The 20,422-nt window shown below is 63.7% G+C and carries 21 protein-coding genes and 3 pseudogenes; 15 read left to right on the top strand and 9 right to left on the bottom strand.

Annotated features, from left to right (window positions below):
- The first annotated feature begins 4 nt into the window (after positions 1-4).
- The 4 genes from LDO29_RS05040 to LDO29_RS05050 all read left to right on the top strand — a co-directional run bounded on the left by LDO29_RS05040 (position 5) and on the right by LDO29_RS05050 (position 2,826).
- Positions 5-475 (top strand): HAD family hydrolase, encoded by a 471-nt coding sequence (locus LDO29_RS05040; RefSeq protein WP_224078695.1) that lies wholly within the window; start codon positions 5-7, stop codon positions 473-475.
- A gap of 62 nt (positions 476-537) precedes the next feature.
- Positions 538-1,722: an MFS transporter gene (locus tag LDO29_RS05045; protein WP_224078696.1), complete on the top strand. Its 1,185-nt coding sequence runs from the start codon at positions 538-540 to the stop codon at positions 1,720-1,722.
- 8 nt (positions 1,723-1,730) lie between these two features.
- Positions 1,731-1,856 carry a hypothetical protein gene (locus LDO29_RS28180; protein WP_290369519.1) on the top strand — a complete coding sequence of 42 codons (126 nt, stop codon included), beginning with the start codon at positions 1,731-1,733 and terminating at the stop codon, positions 1,854-1,856.
- Between the two features lie 607 nt (positions 1,857-2,463).
- Entirely contained in the window at positions 2,464-2,826 is a 363-nt protein-coding gene (locus LDO29_RS05050; RefSeq protein ID WP_224078697.1) for a hypothetical protein, read from the top strand.
- A gap of 289 nt (positions 2,827-3,115) precedes the next feature.
- Here LDO29_RS05050 and LDO29_RS05055 read toward each other — a convergent pair whose 3' ends face one another.
- From LDO29_RS05055 to LDO29_RS05065, 3 genes are read right to left on the bottom strand one after another with little or no spacing between them, the layout of a single operon-like run.
- Positions 3,116-4,105, bottom strand: coding sequence for a Bug family tripartite tricarboxylate transporter substrate binding protein (locus LDO29_RS05055; protein ID WP_224078698.1), 990 nt, complete (start codon positions 4,103-4,105; stop codon positions 3,116-3,118).
- Between the two features lie 46 nt (positions 4,106-4,151).
- Positions 4,152-5,327, bottom strand: a complete 1,176-nt coding sequence (locus LDO29_RS05060) for a CaiB/BaiF CoA transferase family protein (RefSeq protein ID WP_224078699.1) — start codon at positions 5,325-5,327, stop codon at positions 4,152-4,154.
- A gap of 18 nt (positions 5,328-5,345) precedes the next feature.
- Positions 5,346-6,293: a hydroxymethylglutaryl-CoA lyase gene (locus LDO29_RS05065; protein WP_224078700.1), complete on the bottom strand. Its 948-nt coding sequence runs from the start codon at positions 6,291-6,293 to the stop codon at positions 5,346-5,348.
- Positions 6,294-6,499: 206 nt separating this feature from the next.
- On the opposite strand from LDO29_RS05065, the gene LDO29_RS05070 reads away from it, so the two are divergent.
- Positions 6,500-7,477: a LysR family transcriptional regulator gene (locus tag LDO29_RS05070; RefSeq protein ID WP_224078701.1), complete on the top strand. Its 978-nt coding sequence runs from the start codon at positions 6,500-6,502 to the stop codon at positions 7,475-7,477.
- 174 nt (positions 7,478-7,651) lie between these two features.
- On the opposite strand, the gene LDO29_RS05075 is transcribed toward LDO29_RS05070, so the two are convergent.
- Entirely contained in the window at positions 7,652-8,356 is a 705-nt protein-coding gene (locus LDO29_RS05075; protein ID WP_224078702.1) for a GntR family transcriptional regulator, read from the bottom strand.
- A 33-nt stretch (positions 8,357-8,389) separates the two neighbouring features.
- On the opposite strand from LDO29_RS05075, the gene LDO29_RS05080 reads away from it, so the two are divergent.
- From LDO29_RS05080 to LDO29_RS05090, 3 genes are read left to right on the top strand one after another with little or no spacing between them, the layout of a single operon-like run.
- Positions 8,390-9,151 (top strand): enoyl-CoA hydratase/isomerase family protein, encoded by a 762-nt coding sequence (locus tag LDO29_RS05080; protein ID WP_224078703.1) that lies wholly within the window; start codon positions 8,390-8,392, stop codon positions 9,149-9,151.
- A gap of 27 nt (positions 9,152-9,178) precedes the next feature.
- Positions 9,179-10,153, top strand: coding sequence for a tripartite tricarboxylate transporter substrate binding protein (locus LDO29_RS05085; protein ID WP_224078704.1), 975 nt, complete (start codon positions 9,179-9,181; stop codon positions 10,151-10,153).
- Positions 10,154-10,170: 17 nt separating this feature from the next.
- On the top strand, positions 10,171-11,331 hold the full coding sequence (locus LDO29_RS05090) for a CaiB/BaiF CoA transferase family protein (protein WP_224078705.1): 1,161 nt from the start codon (positions 10,171-10,173) through the stop codon (positions 11,329-11,331).
- A 147-nt stretch (positions 11,332-11,478) separates the two neighbouring features.
- Here LDO29_RS05090 and LDO29_RS05095 read toward each other — a convergent pair whose 3' ends face one another.
- Positions 11,479-12,285: an ATP-dependent Clp protease proteolytic subunit gene (locus tag LDO29_RS05095; RefSeq protein WP_224078706.1), complete on the bottom strand. Its 807-nt coding sequence runs from the start codon at positions 12,283-12,285 to the stop codon at positions 11,479-11,481.
- Positions 12,286-12,799: 514 nt separating this feature from the next.
- On the opposite strand from LDO29_RS05095, the gene LDO29_RS05100 reads away from it, so the two are divergent.
- Together LDO29_RS05100 and LDO29_RS05105 are read left to right on the top strand one after the other, a co-directional pair.
- Positions 12,800-13,747, top strand: a complete 948-nt coding sequence (locus LDO29_RS05100; protein WP_224078707.1) for a lactate/malate family dehydrogenase — start codon at positions 12,800-12,802, stop codon at positions 13,745-13,747.
- 56 nt (positions 13,748-13,803) lie between these two features.
- Positions 13,804-15,273: an anion permease gene (locus LDO29_RS05105; protein ID WP_224078708.1), complete on the top strand. Its 1,470-nt coding sequence runs from the start codon at positions 13,804-13,806 to the stop codon at positions 15,271-15,273.
- A 39-nt stretch (positions 15,274-15,312) separates the two neighbouring features.
- Here LDO29_RS05105 and LDO29_RS28410 read toward each other — a convergent pair.
- Positions 15,313-15,372 (bottom strand): annotated as a pseudogene (locus tag LDO29_RS28410) (hypothetical protein); the annotation flags it as partial.
- A gap of 165 nt (positions 15,373-15,537) precedes the next feature.
- Here LDO29_RS28410 and LDO29_RS05115 point away from each other — a divergent pair.
- The 4 genes from LDO29_RS05115 (at position 15,538) to LDO29_RS05130 (ending at position 18,643) form a co-directional block, all read left to right on the top strand.
- Positions 15,538-15,726: an RraA family protein gene (locus LDO29_RS05115; protein ID WP_224078709.1), complete on the top strand. Its 189-nt coding sequence runs from the start codon at positions 15,538-15,540 to the stop codon at positions 15,724-15,726.
- 137 nt (positions 15,727-15,863) lie between these two features.
- Positions 15,864-16,148 (top strand): hypothetical protein, encoded by a 285-nt coding sequence (locus LDO29_RS05120; RefSeq protein ID WP_224078710.1) that lies wholly within the window; start codon positions 15,864-15,866, stop codon positions 16,146-16,148.
- Positions 16,149-16,168: 20 nt separating this feature from the next.
- Complete coding sequence (locus LDO29_RS05125) at positions 16,169-17,482, top strand: CitMHS family transporter (RefSeq protein WP_224078711.1); 1,314 nt, start codon at positions 16,169-16,171, stop codon at positions 17,480-17,482.
- Positions 17,483-17,491: 9 nt separating this feature from the next.
- Positions 17,492-18,643, top strand: a complete 1,152-nt coding sequence (locus LDO29_RS05130; protein WP_224078712.1) for an ABC transporter substrate-binding protein — start codon at positions 17,492-17,494, stop codon at positions 18,641-18,643.
- A 32-nt stretch (positions 18,644-18,675) separates the two neighbouring features.
- On the opposite strand, the pseudogene LDO29_RS05135 reads toward LDO29_RS05130, so the two are convergent.
- Positions 18,676-18,795: pseudogene (locus tag LDO29_RS05135) on the bottom strand (peroxiredoxin); the annotation flags it as partial.
- Between LDO29_RS05135 and LDO29_RS05140 the strand changes: the two are divergent.
- Positions 18,794-19,114: pseudogene (locus LDO29_RS05140) on the top strand (LysR substrate-binding domain-containing protein); the annotation flags it as partial. The pseudogenes LDO29_RS05135 and LDO29_RS05140 overlap by 2 nt on opposite strands.
- 130 nt (positions 19,115-19,244) lie before the next feature.
- Here LDO29_RS05140 and LDO29_RS05145 read toward each other — a convergent pair.
- Entirely contained in the window at positions 19,245-19,490 is a 246-nt protein-coding gene (locus tag LDO29_RS05145; protein WP_224078713.1) for a hypothetical protein, read from the bottom strand.
- A gap of 310 nt (positions 19,491-19,800) precedes the next feature.
- Positions 19,801-20,397, bottom strand: coding sequence for an AraC family transcriptional regulator (locus tag LDO29_RS05150; protein WP_224078714.1), 597 nt, complete (start codon positions 20,395-20,397; stop codon positions 19,801-19,803).
- Positions 20,398-20,422: the final 25 nt, after the last annotated feature.

Consider the following 20,422-nt stretch of genomic DNA (forward strand, 5'->3'; position numbering starts at 1 on the left):
GGACATGATCGAGTTGGATATCCCCGGATTCGGCTTACTGACTGCCTCGGCGCTTGCGCTGGACTTCAATGGCACGCTGGCACAGGACGGACGGTTGATCAGCGGAGTTGCCGAGCGGATCAACAAGCTGGCTGACAGCCTGCGCGTCCATGTGATTACCGGTGACACCTATGGTACAGCGCGGGCCGAGTTGAGCGCCGTGAGATGCGACATCGAGACGCTGCCAAAGGCCGGGCAGGTGGAAGCCAAGCGCGCGTTCCTCGCCTCCCTGCCCCGGGATAGTGTCGTGGCCGTCGGCAATGGCCGGAACGACCTGTACATGCTGCGTGCCGCCCGGCTGTCGATCGCGGTACTTGGCACCGAGGGCATGGCCGGCGAACTGTTCAGCGCAGCGGACATCGTCGTGCCTCATATCCACACTGCGCTGGATCTGCTCTTGTATCCGGAGCGCCTGCTGGCGACCTTGCGCGCATGAAGGCCAACGACAAGCTGGAGTTGTCGATGAGGACGACCACATCATCTGACTATCAGACAGGAATGTTACCGCGGCGAGGTGCGCTGCGCTTCGTGCTGCTGGTGGGAGTACTGAGCTTCTTTGCCGACTTCACCTACGAAGGTTCGCGCAGCATTGCCGGTCCATACCTGGCGTCCCTTGGTGTTGGCGCAACACTACTGGGCGTAATCGTTGGACTCGGCGAGTTACTGGGCTACGGACTGCGCGTGGTTTCGGGACGCTTTGCCGACGCCACAGGCTGGCTTTGGCCTACGACGATTGTTGGCTATACCGTGCAGATGTGCGCGGTGCCTCTGCTGGCGCTCACGCACGAATGGCGCTCCGCAGCGTTCCTGATCGTCCTGGAGCGCGTTGGCAAGGCGATCCGCAATCCACCGCGTGACGTCATGCTTTCCCATGCCGGCGAGCAGCTCGGCGGTTATGGATGGGCGTTCGGAATCCACGAAGCCCTGGACCAGTTTGGCGCGATGTTTGGGCCCATGGTAATGGCCATTGTCCTGGCAGCACACAATGACTATCGGCTGGCCTTTGCCACGCTCGCCATCCCAGCCGCGGTCAACCTGGTGTGCGTCCTGTTCGCACGCATTACCTATCCGAACCCGGAGCGCTTTGCGGAATCCGCGGCTCCGGCGCCTGCTCAGGGGCGGCTGCCGCTGGCGTTCTGGCTGTATCTCGCGGCTGCCGGGCTGGTGGCTGCCGGCTTCGCGGACTACCCGCTCATTGCCTTCCACTTCGCCCAGACTGGCCTGCTGACGCCGCACTGGGTGCCGATGCTATATGTGATTGCCATGGCGAGCAGTGGTGGCGCATCGCTGCTCTTCGGGCGACTGTTCGACCGCTACGGCTTCCGCGTCATCGTATGGCTGGCCGCGCTGACCTGGCTATACGCGCCGCTGGTGTGGCTTGGGGGCGTTCAGGCGGCCGTCGTTGGCGCCGTGTTGTGGGGCATTGGCATCGGTGTGCACGAGTCGGTCATTCCGGCAGCCGTTGCGCCCCTGGTGGACCGCAGACGCCGCGCTTTCGCCTATGGCCTGTTCACCGCCGGCTATGGAATCTGCTGGTTCCTTGGCAGCATGGTCATCGGCTGGGCTTATGACAGGCATGTTGCCTGGACGGTGCTCTTCTGCGTCCTGACCCAGGTCCTTGCCATTCCCATATTCATCGCTGCGGCGAGTCGAATGCAACGATCGCCGGCCGACGTAGACTGAAAACGGCAGTGCTGCCGGAGCTGTTCGACCGCCTGGCTTCGGAGAACGTGAACGTTTTCTACGCGAAATTCCCGGTCGAGGTCGGCTTCCTGGGCAAGGCCGCGCAGGAAGCCTCCTCTTTCAGCGTCAACTAGCTTCACAGCCCGGCAAGCCCGCAGTCGCCACTGGTTGCTGCTGCGCGACCCAACCTTCGCCGAAGAGAATCGCAGGTGGTTTGCCCTTTTCTTGCGAAGTGGATATGATGGCCTGAACCTCGTTTCCAATCTTCTTCAGAGGACCTGAACGATGGACACCACGGCGCGCGCTTTCGAGAAATTGTGCTCACAGAGCATGCCTGCGCGACCGTTTTCCCAAGTTGCGGCCGCGACGTCGCAACTTGACGCTGCAATGACGATTCCGCGCCGACTCGACAGCGAGCGGCCACTCAATGGCGTAGGTCTCGCCTGCCTCTATTAATCCGGAGCCGGCCAGGGGCGCACTAACGCGCCTGGCGGCTCCGGAAATCCCCTCAGATAGCGCTTCCTCCCCCGCTTTTCCTCGTTGGGATTGCATGCTTCCGCGTTTTGAAGCCATGGCGATGTTTGATCGTGGCCAGGATGCATTCTCATGTCGGGACATGCACGGGGCGGACTCTATTCATACTTTTCGAGCAGAGCTCTACGAAGCCCTACCGGAGCGTTTTCGCTCGGAGCGCCATACTGCGGTCCAGTGGCTATGGCGCGCACCTGCAGGAGCGTGATCATGACCCCATTGCCCTTTGCCGAGGTTTCAGCGGCCCAGCAAGTCAATCTTGAAGTCCTCAGGGGTGTGGCAGCTGCACTCAGTTTTTCCGAGAAGGCGTTCTCGCAGTTCGAAACGCTGATGGCATGGAACCTTCAATGGTTCCATGGCGCCGTTCCTGGCTACTATGACTGCACCAGACAGTTGCTGGCATTGCAGAGGCCGCGGGACGTCCTCGCAATGCAGGCTCACGTCATACAGCTGGCAAGCGGCAGAGCCTTCTTTCCCTCGCGAGATATTCCATCGGTGCCGCCTCCTGTGCCACCGGTGGACCAACGTCATGGATGCGACGGAAGACGGACTGCCAGTCCGAACGTCTCGTAGCAGTTTCCAGTACCCACTTGGGATACGACGCGCCGTAGCGTGACGCCGAACCCTGCCTGTGCGTGGGCACCGCCCGGCATCAGGGCTGCCGCGACGGCTCCATATTTCAACCTCATCCCTTCTCCTCCTCTCGAATGTGGTGCCGTCCGTCCGGACTATCACCGCTTGTTGTCTCAGCCGATTTTGGCCAGAGACTTCTTGTAGAGTCCGGCACGCCGGACGTAGCCCTCCGCATTGGCACGCAGATTGGCCACTCCTTGTCCGTCAGCTCCAGGCCAAGCGATCGCCTTTACTCAAGGCTGACGTTCGCCTTCTTGACGAGCCGGGCATAGCGGTCGGCCTCGCTGCGGAAGTACTTCGCCGCTTCCTCCGGCGTGCTGGGCTTGACGCTGGTCGCCTGCTGCTTCATGGCCTCGACCACTTCGGGGCTGGTAAAGGCGGTGGCGAAGGCGTCGTGCACGCGCTTCACATCGGCCGGCTTCATGCCGGCCGGACCGATCACGGCGAACCAGCCCTCGACGTTGTAGCGCGGCAGGCCCTGCTCGGCGATGGTCGGGATATCGGGCGCCGCCGGCGACCGGACATCACCACCGAGACCGATGGCGCGCAATTGGCCGGACTTCAGGTAGGGCTGCACGGCGTTCAGCGCGACCACGCCCAGGTCGACTTGTCCGCCGAGCAGGTCGGTAATCATCGGGCCGGTACCCTTGTAAGGAACATGATGTGCCTTGACGCCGGCCTCGCTCAGGAACATTTCCCCCGCGAGGTGGATGATGGTGCCGTTGCCGGACGAAGCGAGGTTGAAGCTATCCGGCTTCGCCTTCATCAGCGCCACCAGTTCCTTGACGTTTTTCGCCGGAATTTTCGAATTCACGACCAGGACCAGCGGCGTGGCGCCAAGGACGCTGATCGGCGTCACGTCCTTGATGGCGTCAAACGGCGTCGACTTGAAGACGCTTGGATTGATCACGTGGTTGTTGGACACCAGGCCGAGCGTGGTGCCATCGGGCGACGCCTTGACGACGGCCGATGCCCCCGAGATGCCGCCCGCGCCGGGCAGGTTCTCGATGACCACGGGCTGGCCCAGTGCCTTGCCGAGCGCCGGGGCTGCGGCACGGGCGATGGTGTCAACGCCGGACCCGGCGCTGATCGGCAGAATCAGCCGCACCGGCTTGCCGCTCTGCGCCATGGCAAACGTGCTGGTCAGGCTCGCCGACGCGGCAGCCACGGTAAGCAAACGGAGCATGGTGCGCCGCATGAGGTTGGGGGTGCTGTACATCGTTGTCTCCTTTTGTGTCGTTCTGTCTTGCCGAAAGCCTGCTTGCTCAGCCCCGGGACGCCTTGTTTCCCAGCGCGCCAAGAACCTCCTCGTTGTGCTCGCCCGCCTTGGGCAGCGGCCGGCGCACGCCGGGACGACGCCCGCCCATCATCAACGGCAACAGCACCGTCGGTGCAATGGAGCCATCGTCCACCTGCATCGGCACCAGGCCGCCGCTGGCCGTCAGGTGCGGGTCGTCGAGCAGTTGATCGGGACGCACGATCGGCGCGTACGGAATGCCCGCCGCTTCAAGCTTTGGCGCCAACTCCGCAGGGTCGTGGTGCTGCAGGATGGCACCAAGTTCTTCCAGCAATTTCGGCCGCACAGTCACGCGCGACGCGTTGTCCGCGTACTCAGTCCGGGCTGCCAGTTCCGGGTGCTCGAGTACCTTGCACAGCGTGACGAACTGCTTGTCGCTCACTGCGCCAATGAAAAGCTGTTCGCCACCGGCCAAAGTGAAGACGTCATACACGCTCCAGGCGGACACTCGCGACGGCATAGGCGGTGGCACCTCGCCGGTCATGTCGTACTGCTGCATGTGCTGCGAGGAAAGGAACACGCAGTTCTCGAACAATGCACTCTGGATCTCCTGGCCCTTGCCCGTGGTATCACGTTCGCGTAGCGCGGCCAGCACGCCGATAGCGCCAAACATGCCGCCCATGATGTCGTTGACCGAGGTGCCGGCGCGCAACGGACGCCCCTTCGGGCCGGTCATGTACGACAGGCCACCCATCATCTGCACAACTTCGTCAAGCGCGAGGCGGTTCTCGTACGGCCCGGGCAGGAAGCCTTTGTGCGAGACGTAGATCAGGTGCGGGTATTTGTCGGACAGCGTCTCGTAGTCGAGGCCGAGCTTCTGCATCAGGCCCGGGCGGAAGTTCTCCAGCAGTACGTCGCACTGGCCGGCGAGTTCGGCCGCGGCGACGCGGCCTTCTTCCGTGGTGATATCTAGCAGCACGCTCTTCTTGTTGCGGTTGAAGGCACGGAAGAATCCGATGCCGAGGCCCGGCAGATTGCGCGTCTTGTCGCCACCCGGCGGCTCGACCTTGATGACTTCGGCGCCGAGGTCGGCGAGTATCATCCCGCAGGTCGGGCCCATCACCATATGCGTGAATTCGACCACGCGGATGCCGGTGAGCGGCAGGCGATCCGCGTCTTGCTGGACTGCTGTGTCGTATTGCATGTCTTTTGTCTCCTTCCTTCAGGCAGCAGCGAGAACAGCCGCGGCTGCGTATGTCTTGGGCAGGCCGGCACGCCACAGCGTGCCGTGCAGCGTCTCTCCCGCTAGCCAGCCGGCTACCCGTTCGCGCAGGGTCAGCAACTTGCCGATGTCGATGCTGGTGTCGATTCCCATGCTGCCGAGCATGTAAGCGAGGTCTTCGCTCGCCACATTGCCGCTGGCACCGGGCGCGTGCGGGCAGCCACCGATGCCAGCGAGGCAGGTGTCGAAGCGGGTGACGCCCGATTGCAGCGCGGCAAAAACGTTGGCAAGGCCGAGGCCGCGCGTGTCGTGGAAATGGCCGCACCAGAAGCGATCGCCGGCGATGGCGATGGCACGTGAAAAAAGGTCAGTCACCATGGCCGGGTTGGCATAGCCAACGGTGTCGGCCAGGCTGACGCGGTCGGCGCCGGCGTCGAGCAGGGCCTGCATCAGGCGTAGCACCTCGTCCGGGTCGACCTGGCCCTGGAGCGTGCAACCGAACGCGGTGCCCACGCCGCCTTCTATCAGGGTCTTCGCGCCGGCGGCGTCGCGCGCGGCGCGGACACGTGCCACCTCCGCGACCACTTCGTCGGGGGTCTTGCGCAGGTTGGCCACGCTGTGTGCACGGCTGGCGGACAGCGGGATGATCAGCAGGTCGGCGCCGCTCGCGATGGCGTTTTCGGCACCACGCAGGTTCGGCACCAGCACGGAAACAAACAGGTCCGGCAAGTCCTTGGCGAATGCCACCAGTTCGGCGGTGTCAGCCAACTGCGGCAGCAAGCGCGCCGGGACGAAGGAACCGACTTCAATCTCGCGCTGGCCAGCGGCATGGGCATCGCGGATCCAGGTCTTTTTCTGCTCCGTTGTCAGAATGGTCTGGATGCTTTGCAGGCCGTCACGGAGGCCGACTTCGCGGATCACGGCGCGGGTGGGATAGTTGGCTGTCATGGCAAAAGGACTGAAGAAATGCGAGACGGGGGCCGCGCAGTTCGCGGGCGACGGCACAACTTTATGGTTTCCCACCACCAAAGAACAGCGCTCATTCGTTCACGCCATCGTTCCAAAATGGAAAGTCTGTAAGCATTCCGAAAATTCGCTATTCCACCCAAATAATGGGATTAAGATTCCGACTTGGAAAATGTCGGCGCCGCCAAATGCGAGATCTCGATCTGACCACCCTCCGCCTTTTCGCCGCTGTCTGCGAAACGCAGAACATGGCCCGCGCTGGCGAGCAGGAGAACATCGTTGCATCGGCCATCAGCAAGCGCCTGGCTCAACTTGAGGAAACGGTAGGGGCCACGCTGCTGGAGCGGCGGCGGCGCGGTGTCATCCCTACCGCTGCAGGAGAGATTGTTCTGGCCCATGCGCGCGCCATGCTGGCTGCCGCCGACCGGGTCGCGCGCGACATGGCGGACTACGGTTCGGGCATACGCGGCCAGGTTCGTCTTCTGGCCACTGTCTCCTCGATGGCCGAGTACCTGCCCGACGACATTGCTGCGTTCCTGCAGATGCCGGAGCATCGGGATGTTGGCGTCAGCATTGAGGAGGGGCTGAGCACGGAGATCGTGCGTTCCCTGCGCGAAGGGTCCGCGCCGCTCGGCATCTGTTGGGATGCGGCCGACCTGGAAGGTTTCGATACGCGGCCATATCGAAGCGATCACCTGGCCGCGGTCGTGCAGGTCTCACACCCGCTTGCCGATGCAGAGTCATGTGGTTTCGAGGAGACACTGGAATTCGACCACATTGGCATGCCGGCGCAGACAGCCGTGCAGACCATGCTGGTGCGTCACGCAGCCATCCTGAATCGCCAGATCGTCTATCGCGCCGTGGTATCGACCTTCGATGCCGCGTTGCGCTGCGTGCGTGCCAACCTCGGTATCGCCATTCTCCCGGCGGAAATCGCCCGGCCCATCGCATCGGCGTTGAACGTCCGCGTGATCCCTCTGCGCAACCATTGGGCCCGGCGTCGATTCGCCATCTGTTTCCGGGAATTCTCGCTGCTGTCACCCGCAGCGCAGTTGCTGGTGGCGCATCTGGAGACGGCAGCTGCAGCGGAAGAACTGCCGGTCGTCATGTCCGAGAGCCGCGCGGCGAAAGCCGAAGGCAAGGTGAAACGGCGGCCGCGTTCCTAGTCCACGGCGTCAATCGAAAAGCACCGCCGATCGACTGCGCCTCAAGGCCGCTCGGGTGCGTTTTCTCTGGCGCAGTGGACTAGGGTCCTGTGTTGGAAGTTCGTTGCAGAAATAAGTCTGTCGAGAAGGCGTGCGAGCCTAGGCCGAACTTGGCCGGAAGCGCTCCCGCTTTGCTCATGGCGTCTCAACTCCTGCCAGCAGCACAAGATCCGCAATCGCCTTCCCGCCTGCGGAGACGTGCATGCGCATCGCCTCCGCCGCACCATCCGGATTGCCAGCCAGCACGGCCTCCACGACCTGGCCATGCTCCCGGTATGAGCTCGGCACCCGCGCATCGTTGATCAGGCCCTTCTGCTGCCAGTAGATCGCGAGCCGACGCCGTAGCTGCACGATCTGCTCGCTCAGAAAAGGGTTGGCTGCGGCCTGGTACAACACCTCGTGGAACCGGCGGTTGGCCTCGATATAGCCGGACGTATCGCCTTGCTCCACGAACCGGCCCGCGGCCGCGTGCGCCTGCGCGAGGACTTTCCTTCCCGCCTCCGTGATCCGCTGCGTCGCCAGCCTTGCCACCACGCCCTCCATTTCCGCCAGCGTCTCGAACATGGCAACCAGTTCGGCCGCGCCCGGCTTGTATACGAACATGCCGGCTCGCGGCACGATGGTGACGAGACCCTGCGCCGCGAGCATCAGCAAGGCTTCGCGTACCGGGGTTCGGGAACTCTCGAAGGCATCGGCAAGTGCCTTTTCGTCGATCTGGGCGCCCGGGCGCAAGGCCCCGGACTGGATATCGGAAACGACATGTTCCCGGATTTGATCTTGTAGCGACTGCATCGGGAATACCCTCATTGGTATCGGATCAAAAATATCTGTAGCCTTCATTAGTATATCAATTGGCTATGGAGATATAACTGGATGGATGATAACGCGCCCTTGCTGACTGTGGACGGTTCCGTGGCAACGATCCGCCTGCGCCGCCCTGAAGTCGCCAACCGCCTCGCTCCGGGCGACCTCCGGGCGCTACGCGACCATCTCGATGCCGTCAACGAGATGGAACGCGTGCTCGTGCTGCGCTTCGTCAGTTCCGGCAAATACTTCTGCAGCGGCTATGACATTGGCTCACTGGCGGGCAAGGCGAACGAGGGCGCGCTGAATTTCGGGGAAGTCATGGACGCAATCGAAGCCGCGCGCCCCGTCACGATCGCCGCCATCAATGGCGGGGCGTACGGCGGCGCCACCGACCTGTGCCTGGCCTGCGACTTCCGCATAGGTGTGCCTGCCTGCGACATGTTCATGCCGGCCGCCCGCCTGGGCCTGCACTTCTATCGCGGCGGCATGGAACGGTACGTGTCCCGGTTGGGGCTGAATGCCGCCAAGCGTTTGTTCCTGACTACGGACAAGATCGACGCACAGGAAATGCTGCACATCGGCTTCCTGACGGAAATCGTCGACGCGCCAGCGCTGCAGTCCCGCGTCGACGAACTCTCGCAACAACTGGCCGGCATGGCACCGATCGCGCTGCTCGGCATGAAGGCGCACCTGAACGCCATCGCCCGCGGCGTGCTGGATGAAAAGGCATTGGAGCGGGACATGCATCGCTCGGAGACCTCCGCGGATCTCCGAGAGGGAGCGGCTGCGTGGAAGGAGAAGCGAAAGCCGCAATTCACAGGCAGGTAGCGAGACAGCTACGGAGGAGACACCGCAATGAAGCAGACTGCATTTCATCTGGCGGCGCTTGCCGCATCGGTATTGTCCTGGTCGACCCATGCCGCGCCGACCGGTTACCCCACCAAGCCAATCCGGCTGGTGATCGGGTTTCCAGCCGGCGGCGGGGCCGACAACACGGCGCGCTTGTACGGCGACGCGCTGAGCCACGAACTGGGGCAACCGGTGATCGTCGATAACAGGCCCGGCGCTGGCACCACGATCGCCGCGGAATTCGTGGCGAAGGCGCCGGCCGATGGCTATACGCTCTATATCGCCACGGCCAGCCTGATGGGCGGCGACAAGGTGCTCTACAGGAACATCAAGTACCAGCCCTCCGACTTCATGCCGATTACCCGGTTGGTGGCCGCGCCGATGATCCTGGCGGTCAACAGGGACACCGGCATCCGGAGCGTGGCCGATCTGGTGGCGCAGGCCAAGGCACATCCGGGCGCGCTCAACTATTCCTCCTCCGGCAACGGCGTAATCACGCATCTGGCCGGCGTCTATTTCACCAAGCTGGCCGGCGTGCAGATGACACACGTCCCTTTCAAGGGCGGTGCGCCATCGGCGCAGGCAGTGGCCGCCGGCGACGTGCAACTCACCTTTGGCACGGCCCCTTCGGTCAAGCCAATGATCGACACCGGCAAGATCGTCCCCATCGCCGTCACATCCGGGCAGCGTTCGGCGGCGCATCCGCAACTGCCGACCATTGCCGAAGGCGGCGTAAAGGGCTATGACCTGTCGGCGTGGTATGGGCTGTTCGCGCCAGCCAAGACGCCGCCGGAAATCATCGACAAGCTGTACGCGGCCACGGCGAAGGTGATGGCCAACCCGGAACTGAAGAAAAAGTTCCTGCTGCAAGGCGACGAGGTCTCGGTTTCGGGCTCGGTCGCCGAGTTCCAGGAGTACGCCGCGCGTGAAGGCAAGATAGGCGTCGACCTGGCGGTCACAAGCGGCGCAAAAATCGACTGAGTGGAGCAAAGAACGTCATGAGCATGGAATGTGCGCAATTGCCGCTGGCAGGCATCACGGTGGTAGACCTGACCCGGGTGCTCTCGGGACCGTACTGCACGATGATGCTTGCCGACATGGGCGCCCGGGTCATCAAGATCGAGAACCCGGACGGCGGCGACGATTCGCGCCAGGTCGGTCCGTTTGTCGATGGTGAATCGGCTTACTTCGCGTCTATCAACCGCAACAAGGAATCGATCGCGCTGGACCTCAAGGATGCCGGTGACCGCCAGGTGCTGGAGCGCATGCTCGCGACCGCCGACGTGCTGGTGGAGAACTTCCGTGCAGGCGTCATGGAGAAGCTGGGCTTCACTTGGGAGGACCTGCACGCCCGCTACCCAAGGCTCGTGTATGCGTCGATCTCCGGCTTCGGCCAGACCGGCCCGTATCGCGCCCGCCCGGCCTACGATATGGTGGTCCAGGCCATGGGCGGGCTGATGAGCGTGACCGGCGAGGCGGGCGGCAATCCGGCGCGGGTCGGGGTGTCGATCGGGGATATCGGCGCGGGGCTGTACGCCACGATCGGCATCCAGTCGGCGCTGCTCAAGCGCGTGCAGACGGGGCTTGGGGAACGCGTCGACATTTCCATGCTCGATTGTCAGGTGGCGCTGCTGGAGAACCCGATCGCCCGCTACTCGGCGACCGGTGGCGTGCCCCAGCCGCTCGGCACCCGCCATCCGTCGATCACGCCGTTCGACATGTTCGCCACCCAAGATGGCTTCATTGTCATCGCGGTCGGCAACGATGCCCTGTTCGGCAAGCTCTGCGACGCACTGGGCCGCAGCGAATGGGCACAGGAGGACCGGTTTGCCACCGTGCCCGCGCGCAACGAACACCATGTCGCGCTGAAAGCTTGTCTGGAGTCGCGGCTGGCGGATGCGACGACTGCCGAATGGGAGGCGATCCTGGAGGCAGCAGGTGTCCCGCATGGGCCGATGAACACAGTTCCACAGTTGGTCAGCAATCCGCATGTCCGGGCGCGCGGGATGATCCTCGAAATCGGAATCGGCGACGGCAAGGCGTTGCAGGTGGCGGGCAACCCGGTCAAGTTTGGAAGCACTGAAGCGCTGTCTGGGGTGCGCAACCCGCCTTCGCTGGATCAGGACCGTGACCGGCTGCTGGCCGAGTTCGGCGGCTGACGTCGCATACGGGGCCCAACGCGTCGAAGTGCACGGCGGGCTCCGCACAGGACCGATTCACAACGGGCACCGCATCTGAATGCCCGATCGACACGGTGAAGCCAATCAGGATGCCGATCGTGCGGTCGCGGATCTCGGTCAGCGTCATCACGACCGCATCTTCTTCAGTTCATCAATGCGAAGGCGATAGCTTCGTAGTAGACAAGCCTTGTCGCCACACCGATTGCGAGAGTTACGAAGCCACGCCCGTTGATCCTCGCGTAGCCGCGCCCTGTTCGCTGATGTTTTCAGCTTCAGCTCGAAAATTCCTGCCAATGTTTTATCGGCGAGGGTCAATTCCGCATCGCCGCATATCAGCTGGGCCTGAATAGAAATAAGCCGGCTGCAGTCAAGACTGCGCATCAACGCTGCCTTTGTCTCGCCTTGAGATTCCAGCAGCCCCGGCTTGCACAGCCCTTGCAGAAATTTGCAGGCGACATTGCGTCCGACCCATGCCATGTCCTTCGCACCATATTGCTTGACGAATCGATTGATGCCGGCGTGGCTTACCCCCCTTTGCATGGCGTTTGCCGCGATGATCTCGTTGCAGAACGAATCCTCCGAATAGGTTCGCCCATCACGCCGGTAGCAACTGTGAAAGCCAAGCAGCCCCGTACCAAGGACGCTCCGGCGCTCGCCGGATGCAAACAGGATTGAAGCGCAAGCGGACGCGCACCTGGCGTTATCCGGAACTGTTGTATAGACGCGGACCTTGTCCATGGCATCGACGATCCGGAACGCGGCTTCAACGTTGCCTCCTGCACTGTTCAGGACAAGGGTCACGAGTCCTTCGCGATCACGGTCTGCCATCCTGGCGACCGCGAGGAACTTCTCTGCGTCACCGTCCTGGATCTTCCCTTCGCCGATGATCATTTTCAGATCAAGTTGGGGTTGATAGTAGATTTTGAATTCCATTCCCGCCACCGAGCCCGGAGACATCAGCACAGCGAGACAAAGCCCGTGGAGCCACAGTCTGATCACGCGCCGCCCCCCACGCCCGCCGAGTGCTTAATACCACGCATAAATCGCTCCTCGGAATGCAATCCACCGGTAAGACTGCTGTGTGCTTTCCCGCACATAGCCAGGACGACGCTCCATTTGTGTCCGTCCGGGCCCGTCTTCGTGAAGAAAGTGTAGTGCGAATTACCAGGAACCCTGGCCAGGCTATACCTGGGCCAGCCGTCGCCGGGATCCGTGGTCCCGATGATCGGCGTTGTTGGCCCTCGTCGTCAGGATCCGGCTTGCGGGCTTCCGCCTCTGCGGAATTATTCCGTTCGGAAGTCAACAGACCTTTGGGCGGCGGCAATCCAGATAACTAGAATGAAGTGCGGTGCGGCACGCACGCTGCCCAGGCGTACTCGGAGTCTCCATCGGATTTTGGCTGGCGCCGGGTTCGGATGTCCGCTTTCTCAAGTTAATGGGGCAAGCCATGCGGCAACCCAAGATCGTCATTGTCGGCGCCGGGCTGGTTGGCGGATCAGCCGCCCTGTTCGCGGCCGTGGCCATCCCAAGCGCTGAGATCGTCATCATCGATGTCGCGCGCGTGCGGGCCGAAGGGCAGGTATTGGACCTCGCCCACGCAGCGGCAATCTGGGGGCATAACCGCTTCCATGCCGGGGACTACCAGAGCGCGAAGGACGCAGACCTCATCGTGATCACGGCTGGCGTCGGCGTGAAGCCTGGGCAGACGCGCCTGGATCTCGCCAGGACCAACGCCGACATCGCACTTGAGATTGTCAACCAGACCGCCCCTCTGGCCCCCGACGCGATCTACCTCATCGCCTCCAATCCCTGCGATGTGTTGGCCGGGGTCGTGCTTGATCATCTGCGTTGTGCACGGGAGCGCGTCATCAGCACCGGAACGTCCCTCGACACCGGGCGATTGCGCTCGCTTCTCTCCGAGCGGCTGGGCGTCGTGGCACCCGCGATCCACGCCCACGTTCTTGGGGAGCACGGTGAATCCGCGGTGATCCACTGGTCCGGCGCGGCGGTGTCCGGCATGCCCCTTGAGCTGTTCCTTGCCAGGAGCGGCAAGGAGTTGGGTCCGGCCAGCCGTGACCTGATCCTGCGCTCCGTCCACGAAGCCGCCAAGCTCATCAAGGAAGGCAAAGGTGCCACCCATTATGGGATCGCCGGCGCGATCGGGCGAATATGCGAGGCCATCGTGCACAACACCGATCTGATTCTCACGGTCGCGAGCGTGCATTCCGAAGTCGAGGGTGTGCCGGATGTGTGCCTGTCGTTGCCGATGGTGGTCAATGGCGACGGCGCCCGCTTGCTGGCCTATCCGGAGCTCAATGCTACCGAGCGTGCTGCCCTGCAGCGCAGTGCACGCATCATCAAAGAGGCAACCGACAGCGTGCTCCACGCCCGGTAGAAGCTTTTGCACCAGCGCTGGCCAGCGCCGGCTACTCCGGCCTAAGGAGGTCCATCATGACCGCATCCGTCAAGGCTTCGCCACCCGCAAGCCCGTCCGAGTCGAAGCCGACGCCAAGGCATTTCCATGATGTCTGGAAGTTCCTTGTTCCGCTTGGAATCGGCGTCATCCTTTGGTTCGTGCCTGCGCCAGCGGGCCTTGCGATCAAGGCGTGGCACATGTTCGCCGTCTTCGTCGCCACGATCGCCGGCATCATGACCGCACCTCTGCCGATGTCGGCGGTGGCCATCGTGGGCGCCACGGTGGGCGTGCTCGTTGGCGTCTTGTCCTTTGCCGACGTGACCAAATCCACGGGCACGGACCTCGTCTGGCTGGTGATGCTGGCTTTCTTCATCTCCCGCGGCGTCATCAAGACCGGCCTGGGGCGCCGCATCGCACTGTTGTTCATGCGCCTGCTGGGCAAGCGAACCGTGGGACTGGGTTACGGGCTGGCGCTGACCGAGCTCATGATCTCGCCCGCCATGCCGAGCATCACCGCCCGCGCCGGCGGTGTGATGTTGCCGATTACCCGGGCGATTGCGGAAGTCCTCGGCAGCCATGCCGACGACCCGGAATCCCGTGGCAAGGTGGGTCGGTATCTGATCCTCTGCGCCTTCCATGCGAACATCATCTCGGCGGGCATGTTCATCACGGCGATGGCAGGCAATCCCCTTGCGGTCAAGCTGGCCGCGGACCAGGGTGTCTCGATCAGTTGGCTCGACTGGGCGGTAGCGGCATCCGTCCCGGGTCTGCTGTGCCTTGCCATCATTCCACTGGCCATGCTGTGGATCGCCCCGCCGCAGATTCGCGAAACACCCGATGCAACGGCCCTGGCACAGAGGGAACTCGCGACGATGGGCCCCATATCCGCCAAGGAAATCATCATGGCGGCGATTTTCCTGGGCTTGCTGGTACTCTGGATCTTTGGTGAGGACCTGAAGATCAGCGCGACGCTGGCGGCCGCCCTCGGCGTGTCGTTGTTGTTCATCTGCAGGGTGCTGACCTGGCAGGACGCCCTGAACGAGAAGGCCGCCTGGGACACCATGATCTGGATCGGCTTGCTGATCATGCTGGCCTCGAAACTAAACGAGTACGGCATGGTTTCCTGGTTCGGCAAGGAGTTCGGGGCCCATCTGGAGGGCTTCCACAGGCTGGCCGTCTATATGGTGGTAGCGGCGATCTACTGCTACATCCACTATTTCTTCGCCAGCGCCACGGCCCATATCAGCGCGCTCTTCCCTCTGTCCATGGCACTGATGGTCGCAGCCGGCATCCCGCCGTTCACAGCAGCGGTTGCCCTCGGCATCCTGAGCAACATCAACGGTTGCCTGACCCAGTACGGCATCGGCTCCGGGCCGGTCATGTTTGGCGCCGGCTACGTTACCCAGGGGGAATGGTGGAAGGCAGGGTTCCTGATGAGCCTGATCTACATGTTTGTGTGGTTGGTCGTCGGACCGCTTTGGTGGCAGCTTCTCGGGCATGTCTGAGCATAGTCCATCGGTCGGCACGCCATAGCCCGAAGGCCTGACGGTTTCGAACCAGAAGCGGCCTTGCGCGTCGGACTCGAAGCAAGCCCGCAGGTTCATGTCTTCCTGCGCGGATCCTGGTTCTCGTAGAGGCTGCTCGGCGCTGCCAGTCAGGTTTCCACTCAGGACCTGAACGTATCTGCCGGCACGCGATCCACGAAGTCGCTGGCGCGCTGGAGATGCTCGCGGATCAGACGCGCGAATTTGTCGGCGTCGCCGCTCACGATGGCCTGCCTGAGGCTTCTGGGTACGACGGCATTGCGCAATGCGGTCGAACAACCCGGCGCCGAAGATGACGTCCCGGTGACCTTCGGGGGAGTGACGTTCACACCGGGCGAGTGGGTCTATTGCGACGCCGATGCCGTGCTCATCAGCCCGGAGCCAATCCAGGCATCGGCGCCGCAGAGATATTGATCCGCAGGGAGGCGCGCCATCGCCACGGCATCCGTAGTTGCCCTAGGTATCTGTGACGGCAAAATGACAGCTTCGGTCTCTAGCATGCCCCTTCCAGACCTTCGGGTGGGCACAGCTACGTCAAGGAGACACCTGTCATGCAAATCCCCGGCATGCTTCACGAATCACAGCGGATCGGGTTCGCCGGCCTTCCCGCGATGGAAGCCACCGGAACCGGAGCGCGTGCGGAAGAGAACAGAGCGCTGTTTCACGCAGGCCTCTCGCGCAACATATACTGCGTCAGTATCGACGCAGTGATCGCGGCGTCGCAGCCCGGGATGCTGTGGAAACCACTGGCCGCCAGCCAGGCCGGCGACCGCCTGAACCGTGGGCGCAACATGGATACGCGCGCGGCGGCCCTGGCCTGCCGGTTCGTAGCCTGAGCACCGCCGGAGGTTCGACCATGCTGACAGCCATCGCCTATACGATGATCATCGTCTTCATGGCGCTGATCATGACCAAGCGCCTCTCGGCGATGGTTGCGCTGATCCTGGTGCCCATCGTCTTCGGGCTGCTCGCGGGCTTCGGGCTCAATCTGGGCCCGATGATGCTGGATGGCATCAAGAAGCTGGCACCCACCGGCGTGATGCTGATGTTCGCGATCCTGTACTTCGGGATCATGATCGATGCCGGCCTGTTCGACCCGGCGGTGCGGGTCATCCTCAGGCTCGTTGGCAACGACCCGACCCGGATCGTGATCGGCACCTTCGTGCTGGCGACCGTGGTATCGCTCGACGGCGACGGCTCTACCACCTACATGATCACCTGCGCGGCCATGCTGCCGTTGTACAAGCGCCTCGGCCTGAGCCGACTGGTGCTGGCCTGCGTCATCATGATGGCCGGCGGCCTCATGAACATCCTGCCGTGGGGCGGCCCGACGGCGCGTGCGGCGAGTTCGCTGGGCGTGGACGTGGGCCAGTTGTTCGTGCCGATGATCCTGCCGATGATCGTCACCGGTATCTGGGGCATCTTCGTCGCTGGCCTGCTGGGGCGCCGGGAGAAGAAGCGGCTCGGGGCAATTACGTTGCAGCAGGCGGGCGCGCCGGCCGACGGCGCCCCGGCGGTCACGGCCAGCGATCCGACGACAGCACGGCCCCGGCTGCTGTGGTTCAACCTCGCGCTGACGGTGGCCCTGATGGCACTGCTCATTCATGGCGCGATTCCGCTGCAGGTGCTGTTCATGGTCGCATCAGCGATCGCGCTGATGGTCAACTACCCCAATATGCAGGACCAGAAGGAACGGCTGGCCTCGCATGCCGTCAATATCGTGCCTGTCGTTTCCCTGATCTTCGCCGCCGGCATTTTCGTGGGCATCCTGTCGGGCACCAAGATGGTGGATGCCATCGCCGCCAGCGTGATTGCCGGCCTGCCCAACTGGCTGGAGCCGTACCTCGCGGTCGTGACCGCGGTGCTGAGCGTGCCGTTCACGTTCTTCATCTCCAACGACGCCTTCTACTTCGGCATCCTGCCGATCCTTGCCAAGGCCGGCGCCGTGCACGGCATTACCGCGGCGGAGCTGGGACGCGCTTCGCTGATCGGCCAGCAGGTCCACCTGCTCAGCCCGCTGGTGGCGTCGACCTACCTGCTGGTCGGCCTGGCCGAGGTCGAGTTCGGCGACCATCAACGCTATACGCTGCTGTGGGCGCTTTCGGCGGCGGTGGTGATGCTGGCCGCGTGCATTCTCTTTGGCGTCATCCCGATCATGGGCCAAACCTGAGGCATTCCCATGCGCAATCACCGCACGCCGTTTCTCGCCCGGCGACGCGCCCTGCTTGGGCTGGCGCTGGGATGGCCCCTGGTTTCGTCCGCGCAGGAAGCCAATGAACTGCTGGACTACGCGCCACGAGCAAAGGCGCCGCCCGGCTACGCGCCGGCTTATGCCAGCATCGTCCGCGCGGCCGAAGATGAAGGCCGCCTGGTGATCTACGCCACCACGGACGCAGATCTGGCCAAGCCACTGCTTGCCGACTTCCAGTCGATGTACCCGCGTGTCAGGGTCGAGTACGACGACCTGACCAGTACCGAGCTTTATCATCGCTACCTGGCCGAGACACAGCTTGGTACCGAGTCTGCCGACGTGCTGTGGAGTTCGGCGATGGACCTGCAGGCCAGCCTCGTCAGGCGCGGCTATGCCATGACCTACGCCTCGCCCGAAGCATCCGGCCTGCCCGCCTGGGCCCGCTGGCAGGAGAACGCCTGGGCCACCAGCATCGACCCGGTGGCGATCGCCTACAACCGGAAGCTGCTGCGCGCCGCCCAGGTGCCGCACACGCACGCCGACCTGGCGAAGCTGCTGGCGGCGCAGGGTAGCCAGTTGCGCCGCAAGGTCATCACCTACGACATCGAGAAGTCCGGCCTCGGGTTCCTGCTGGCCACCCAGGATGCGAGGTCCGGTCCGGCCTTCTGGGACATCGCCGCGGAACTGGGCAAGCTCGACGCCCGGTATGCGACGACAACCGCCGCCATGCTGCGCCAGGTCGCAAATGGCAGCATGACGATCGCCTACAACGTGCTCGGCGCCTACGCGATGGCCCAGGCGCAGAAGCATGCCGGCATCGGTGTCGCCTTCCTGACCGACTACACGCTGGTGCTGTCGCGCATCCAGCTGATCAGCCAGCGCGCGAGCCACCCGAACGCAGCCCGCCTGTGGGTCGACTACACGCTTTCGCGGCGCGGGCAGACCTTGATGGCGCAGCGCGCCGGGCTGTACGCCGTGCGCAGCGACGTCGGCGGCGACACCACCGCCGCCCGGCTGGTGACGCAGCTGGGCGCCAGTATGCGGCCTATCCTGAACGACCCGGACCTGACGCGTCACCTCGACATCGCAGCCTATCGCGAATTCGTCACCCGCTGGCGCACCGCCACGGGACAGAAGTAGCACACCTAGGAAAGCCGAAGCGCAGGCGCCACGGGCAGGCGCAGGTCGACATTGAGGTTGCCATCGTCGGAACAGGCCCTCCCGGAAGCGCGGCCGTGCCCTGTCTCGCCGCCCGACACCGTGACTGTGGTTGTGTAGAGTGGTTCGAACATGCGGAAGTACCAGCCGACCGCCCGCCTGACGTTCAACGATGCCGACCTCGTCCTGCAGGCAGTGCTGCAGGGGCACGGCATCGCGCAGATGGCCGGCTACCAGGTCAGCGACCATCTCGCGGCCAATGAACTCGTCATGGCGCTGGCAAGATATGCGCCCGATGACCGCGGGCATTACCTCTGCTACCTGAGCCGGCAGCACCTGCCGACGCGTATCCGCGTTTTCATCGATTTCATGACGGAGCAGATCCGCGCGCTCGACATCCAGTGCCTCAGCGGGTTCTACACCGGTACGTCGCCGCGGGCAATGGCCGCATGAGCGAAGGCGCACCGTAGAGGATGCCCGACGGCGCCCGGGTATTGGTATTGGACAGACATCGCCAATGCGCCGTGCCAGTACGGTCCGGCGCTGCTGACGATGTCCCGGGCACGTTGGCGCCCGTCGTCGGCTACATCGGCACGACCTTCGGGTGGAACGGGAATCCCGGCGGAAACTCGGGCAGCTTCGGCATCGCCGGCATCGGGGGGAACGATGGCAATGGCGGCATCGAGGGCATCGGCGGCATTGGCCCGTTGGGGTTGTATTCACCCACGGCAATGGACGGCATATCGGCATTGCCGCCGCGGATGGCGGCGCGCGCAGCCAGGTCCAGTTCGCGGATGCGCGGCAGGTTCTCGATCAGTAGCGTGGACATGGGAATCTCCTGTAGTCATGGAAAGCGAACGGCGGAAACGACGTTCGCTCGTGACTATGCAGATGCCGTGCCACTGACTGCGCGCGTCACCAAGTGCACGCTACAGCCTTGTACGGGGCGAATCTGGTGGGCGGCGGCCAACAGCCGCGCGAAGCGTCAGTGCGATCCGAACAGCGGCATCCGTCCCCGGGCGGGTACCGCGCCTGCCTCTTGCTTAGGTGGGCTCCGGGAGGCCGGCCCCAGGGAGGCGTAGCGGCAGTGTTCCCTGCCCCCTCTTTCAACTGGGCCGCCACCCGCGGCGATGCGCCGCTCAGGCAATGGACCGGCGCAGCTCTGTCCCCTGATGGCTGGCCAGCCGCCTCACCGTCCGCATCGAAACGCCAAATCGATCATAAAAAGCGGACTCGGCATCACTGTTGGGCGGCCACCCCACAAAGCGCTGCAGGTCGTTCATTGCGACGTCTCCCGCCATGGCCTCGAACAGCAGCCGCATCAGCCGCTGCGTGCGGCAAAGTTCCGTCAGCGCCGTGCCCTGCGAAAACAGCAGGCGGCGCAGCTGGGATGCCGGCATGTCCAGCCTTTCCGCGATAAAGCCGGCGCTCCAGGCGTACTGCGGCTGGAGAAAGACGCGCCTGGAGATGCGGTGATGCAGCGCGTCTCCAGGTGCACCCGGCGCGCGGCGCGGAATTTCGAAGGTACAGGCCGACGGCTGTGCGCTGCTGCCGTCCAGATACATGTCGACGGCCTCGAACGGCTCGACAGTGACCTGCTGCCCGGGCACGAGCAGCCGCTCATGGCCGCGCCGCCTGATGACCGACCGGCCTTGCGTGGGTGCAATGGTCAGCGGAAAGGCCAGGAACAGTCGGTGCAGGCTGACGTGCGAGTAGGACTGCAAGTGGACGCGCATGGTGGATCGGAAAACAGTCGGTGTC

This window comes from Cupriavidus laharis (assembly GCF_914271435.1).
GTDB lineage: Bacteria > Pseudomonadota > Gammaproteobacteria > Burkholderiales > Burkholderiaceae > Cupriavidus > Cupriavidus laharis.

Bases quoted from the DNA above. Each gene is read 5' to 3' on its own strand.
- LDO29_RS05100 (WP_224078707.1), top strand. From the start codon at position 12,800: ATGCGGCAACCCAAGATCGTCATTGTCGGCGCCGGGCTGGTTGGCGGA.
- LDO29_RS05130 (WP_224078712.1), top strand. From the start codon at position 17,492: ATGCGCAATCACCGCACGCCGTTTCTCGCCCGGCGACGCGCCCTGCTT.
- LDO29_RS05080 (WP_224078703.1), top strand. From the start codon at position 8,390: ATGGATGATAACGCGCCCTTGCTGACTGTGGACGGTTCCGTGGCAACG.
- LDO29_RS05040 (WP_224078695.1), top strand. From the start codon at position 5: ATGATCGAGTTGGATATCCCCGGATTCGGCTTACTGACTGCCTCGGCG.
- LDO29_RS05060 (WP_224078699.1), bottom strand. From the start codon at position 5,327: ATGCAATACGACACAGCAGTCCAGCAAGACGCGGATCGCCTGCCGCTC.
- LDO29_RS05065 (WP_224078700.1), bottom strand. From the start codon at position 6,293: ATGACAGCCAACTATCCCACCCGCGCCGTGATCCGCGAAGTCGGCCTC.
- LDO29_RS05045 (WP_224078696.1), top strand. From the start codon at position 538: ATGTTACCGCGGCGAGGTGCGCTGCGCTTCGTGCTGCTGGTGGGAGTA.
- LDO29_RS05090 (WP_224078705.1), top strand. From the start codon at position 10,171: ATGAGCATGGAATGTGCGCAATTGCCGCTGGCAGGCATCACGGTGGTA.
- LDO29_RS05145 (WP_224078713.1), bottom strand. From the start codon at position 19,490: ATGTCCACGCTACTGATCGAGAACCTGCCGCGCATCCGCGAACTGGAC.
- LDO29_RS05070 (WP_224078701.1), top strand. From the start codon at position 6,500: ATGCGAGATCTCGATCTGACCACCCTCCGCCTTTTCGCCGCTGTCTGC.
- LDO29_RS05105 (WP_224078708.1), top strand. From the start codon at position 13,804: ATGACCGCATCCGTCAAGGCTTCGCCACCCGCAAGCCCGTCCGAGTCG.
- LDO29_RS05150 (WP_224078714.1), bottom strand. From the start codon at position 20,397: ATGCGCGTCCACTTGCAGTCCTACTCGCACGTCAGCCTGCACCGACTG.
- LDO29_RS05120 (WP_224078710.1), top strand. From the start codon at position 15,864: ATGCAAATCCCCGGCATGCTTCACGAATCACAGCGGATCGGGTTCGCC.
- LDO29_RS05055 (WP_224078698.1), bottom strand. From the start codon at position 4,105: ATGTACAGCACCCCCAACCTCATGCGGCGCACCATGCTCCGTTTGCTT.
- LDO29_RS05095 (WP_224078706.1), bottom strand. From the start codon at position 12,285: ATGGAATTCAAAATCTACTATCAACCCCAACTTGATCTGAAAATGATC.
- LDO29_RS05050 (WP_224078697.1), top strand. From the start codon at position 2,464: ATGACCCCATTGCCCTTTGCCGAGGTTTCAGCGGCCCAGCAAGTCAAT.
- LDO29_RS05125 (WP_224078711.1), top strand. From the start codon at position 16,169: ATGCTGACAGCCATCGCCTATACGATGATCATCGTCTTCATGGCGCTG.
- LDO29_RS05075 (WP_224078702.1), bottom strand. From the start codon at position 8,356: ATGAAGGCTACAGATATTTTTGATCCGATACCAATGAGGGTATTCCCG.
- LDO29_RS05115 (WP_224078709.1), top strand. From the start codon at position 15,538: ATGGCCTGCCTGAGGCTTCTGGGTACGACGGCATTGCGCAATGCGGTC.
- LDO29_RS05085 (WP_224078704.1), top strand. From the start codon at position 9,179: ATGAAGCAGACTGCATTTCATCTGGCGGCGCTTGCCGCATCGGTATTG.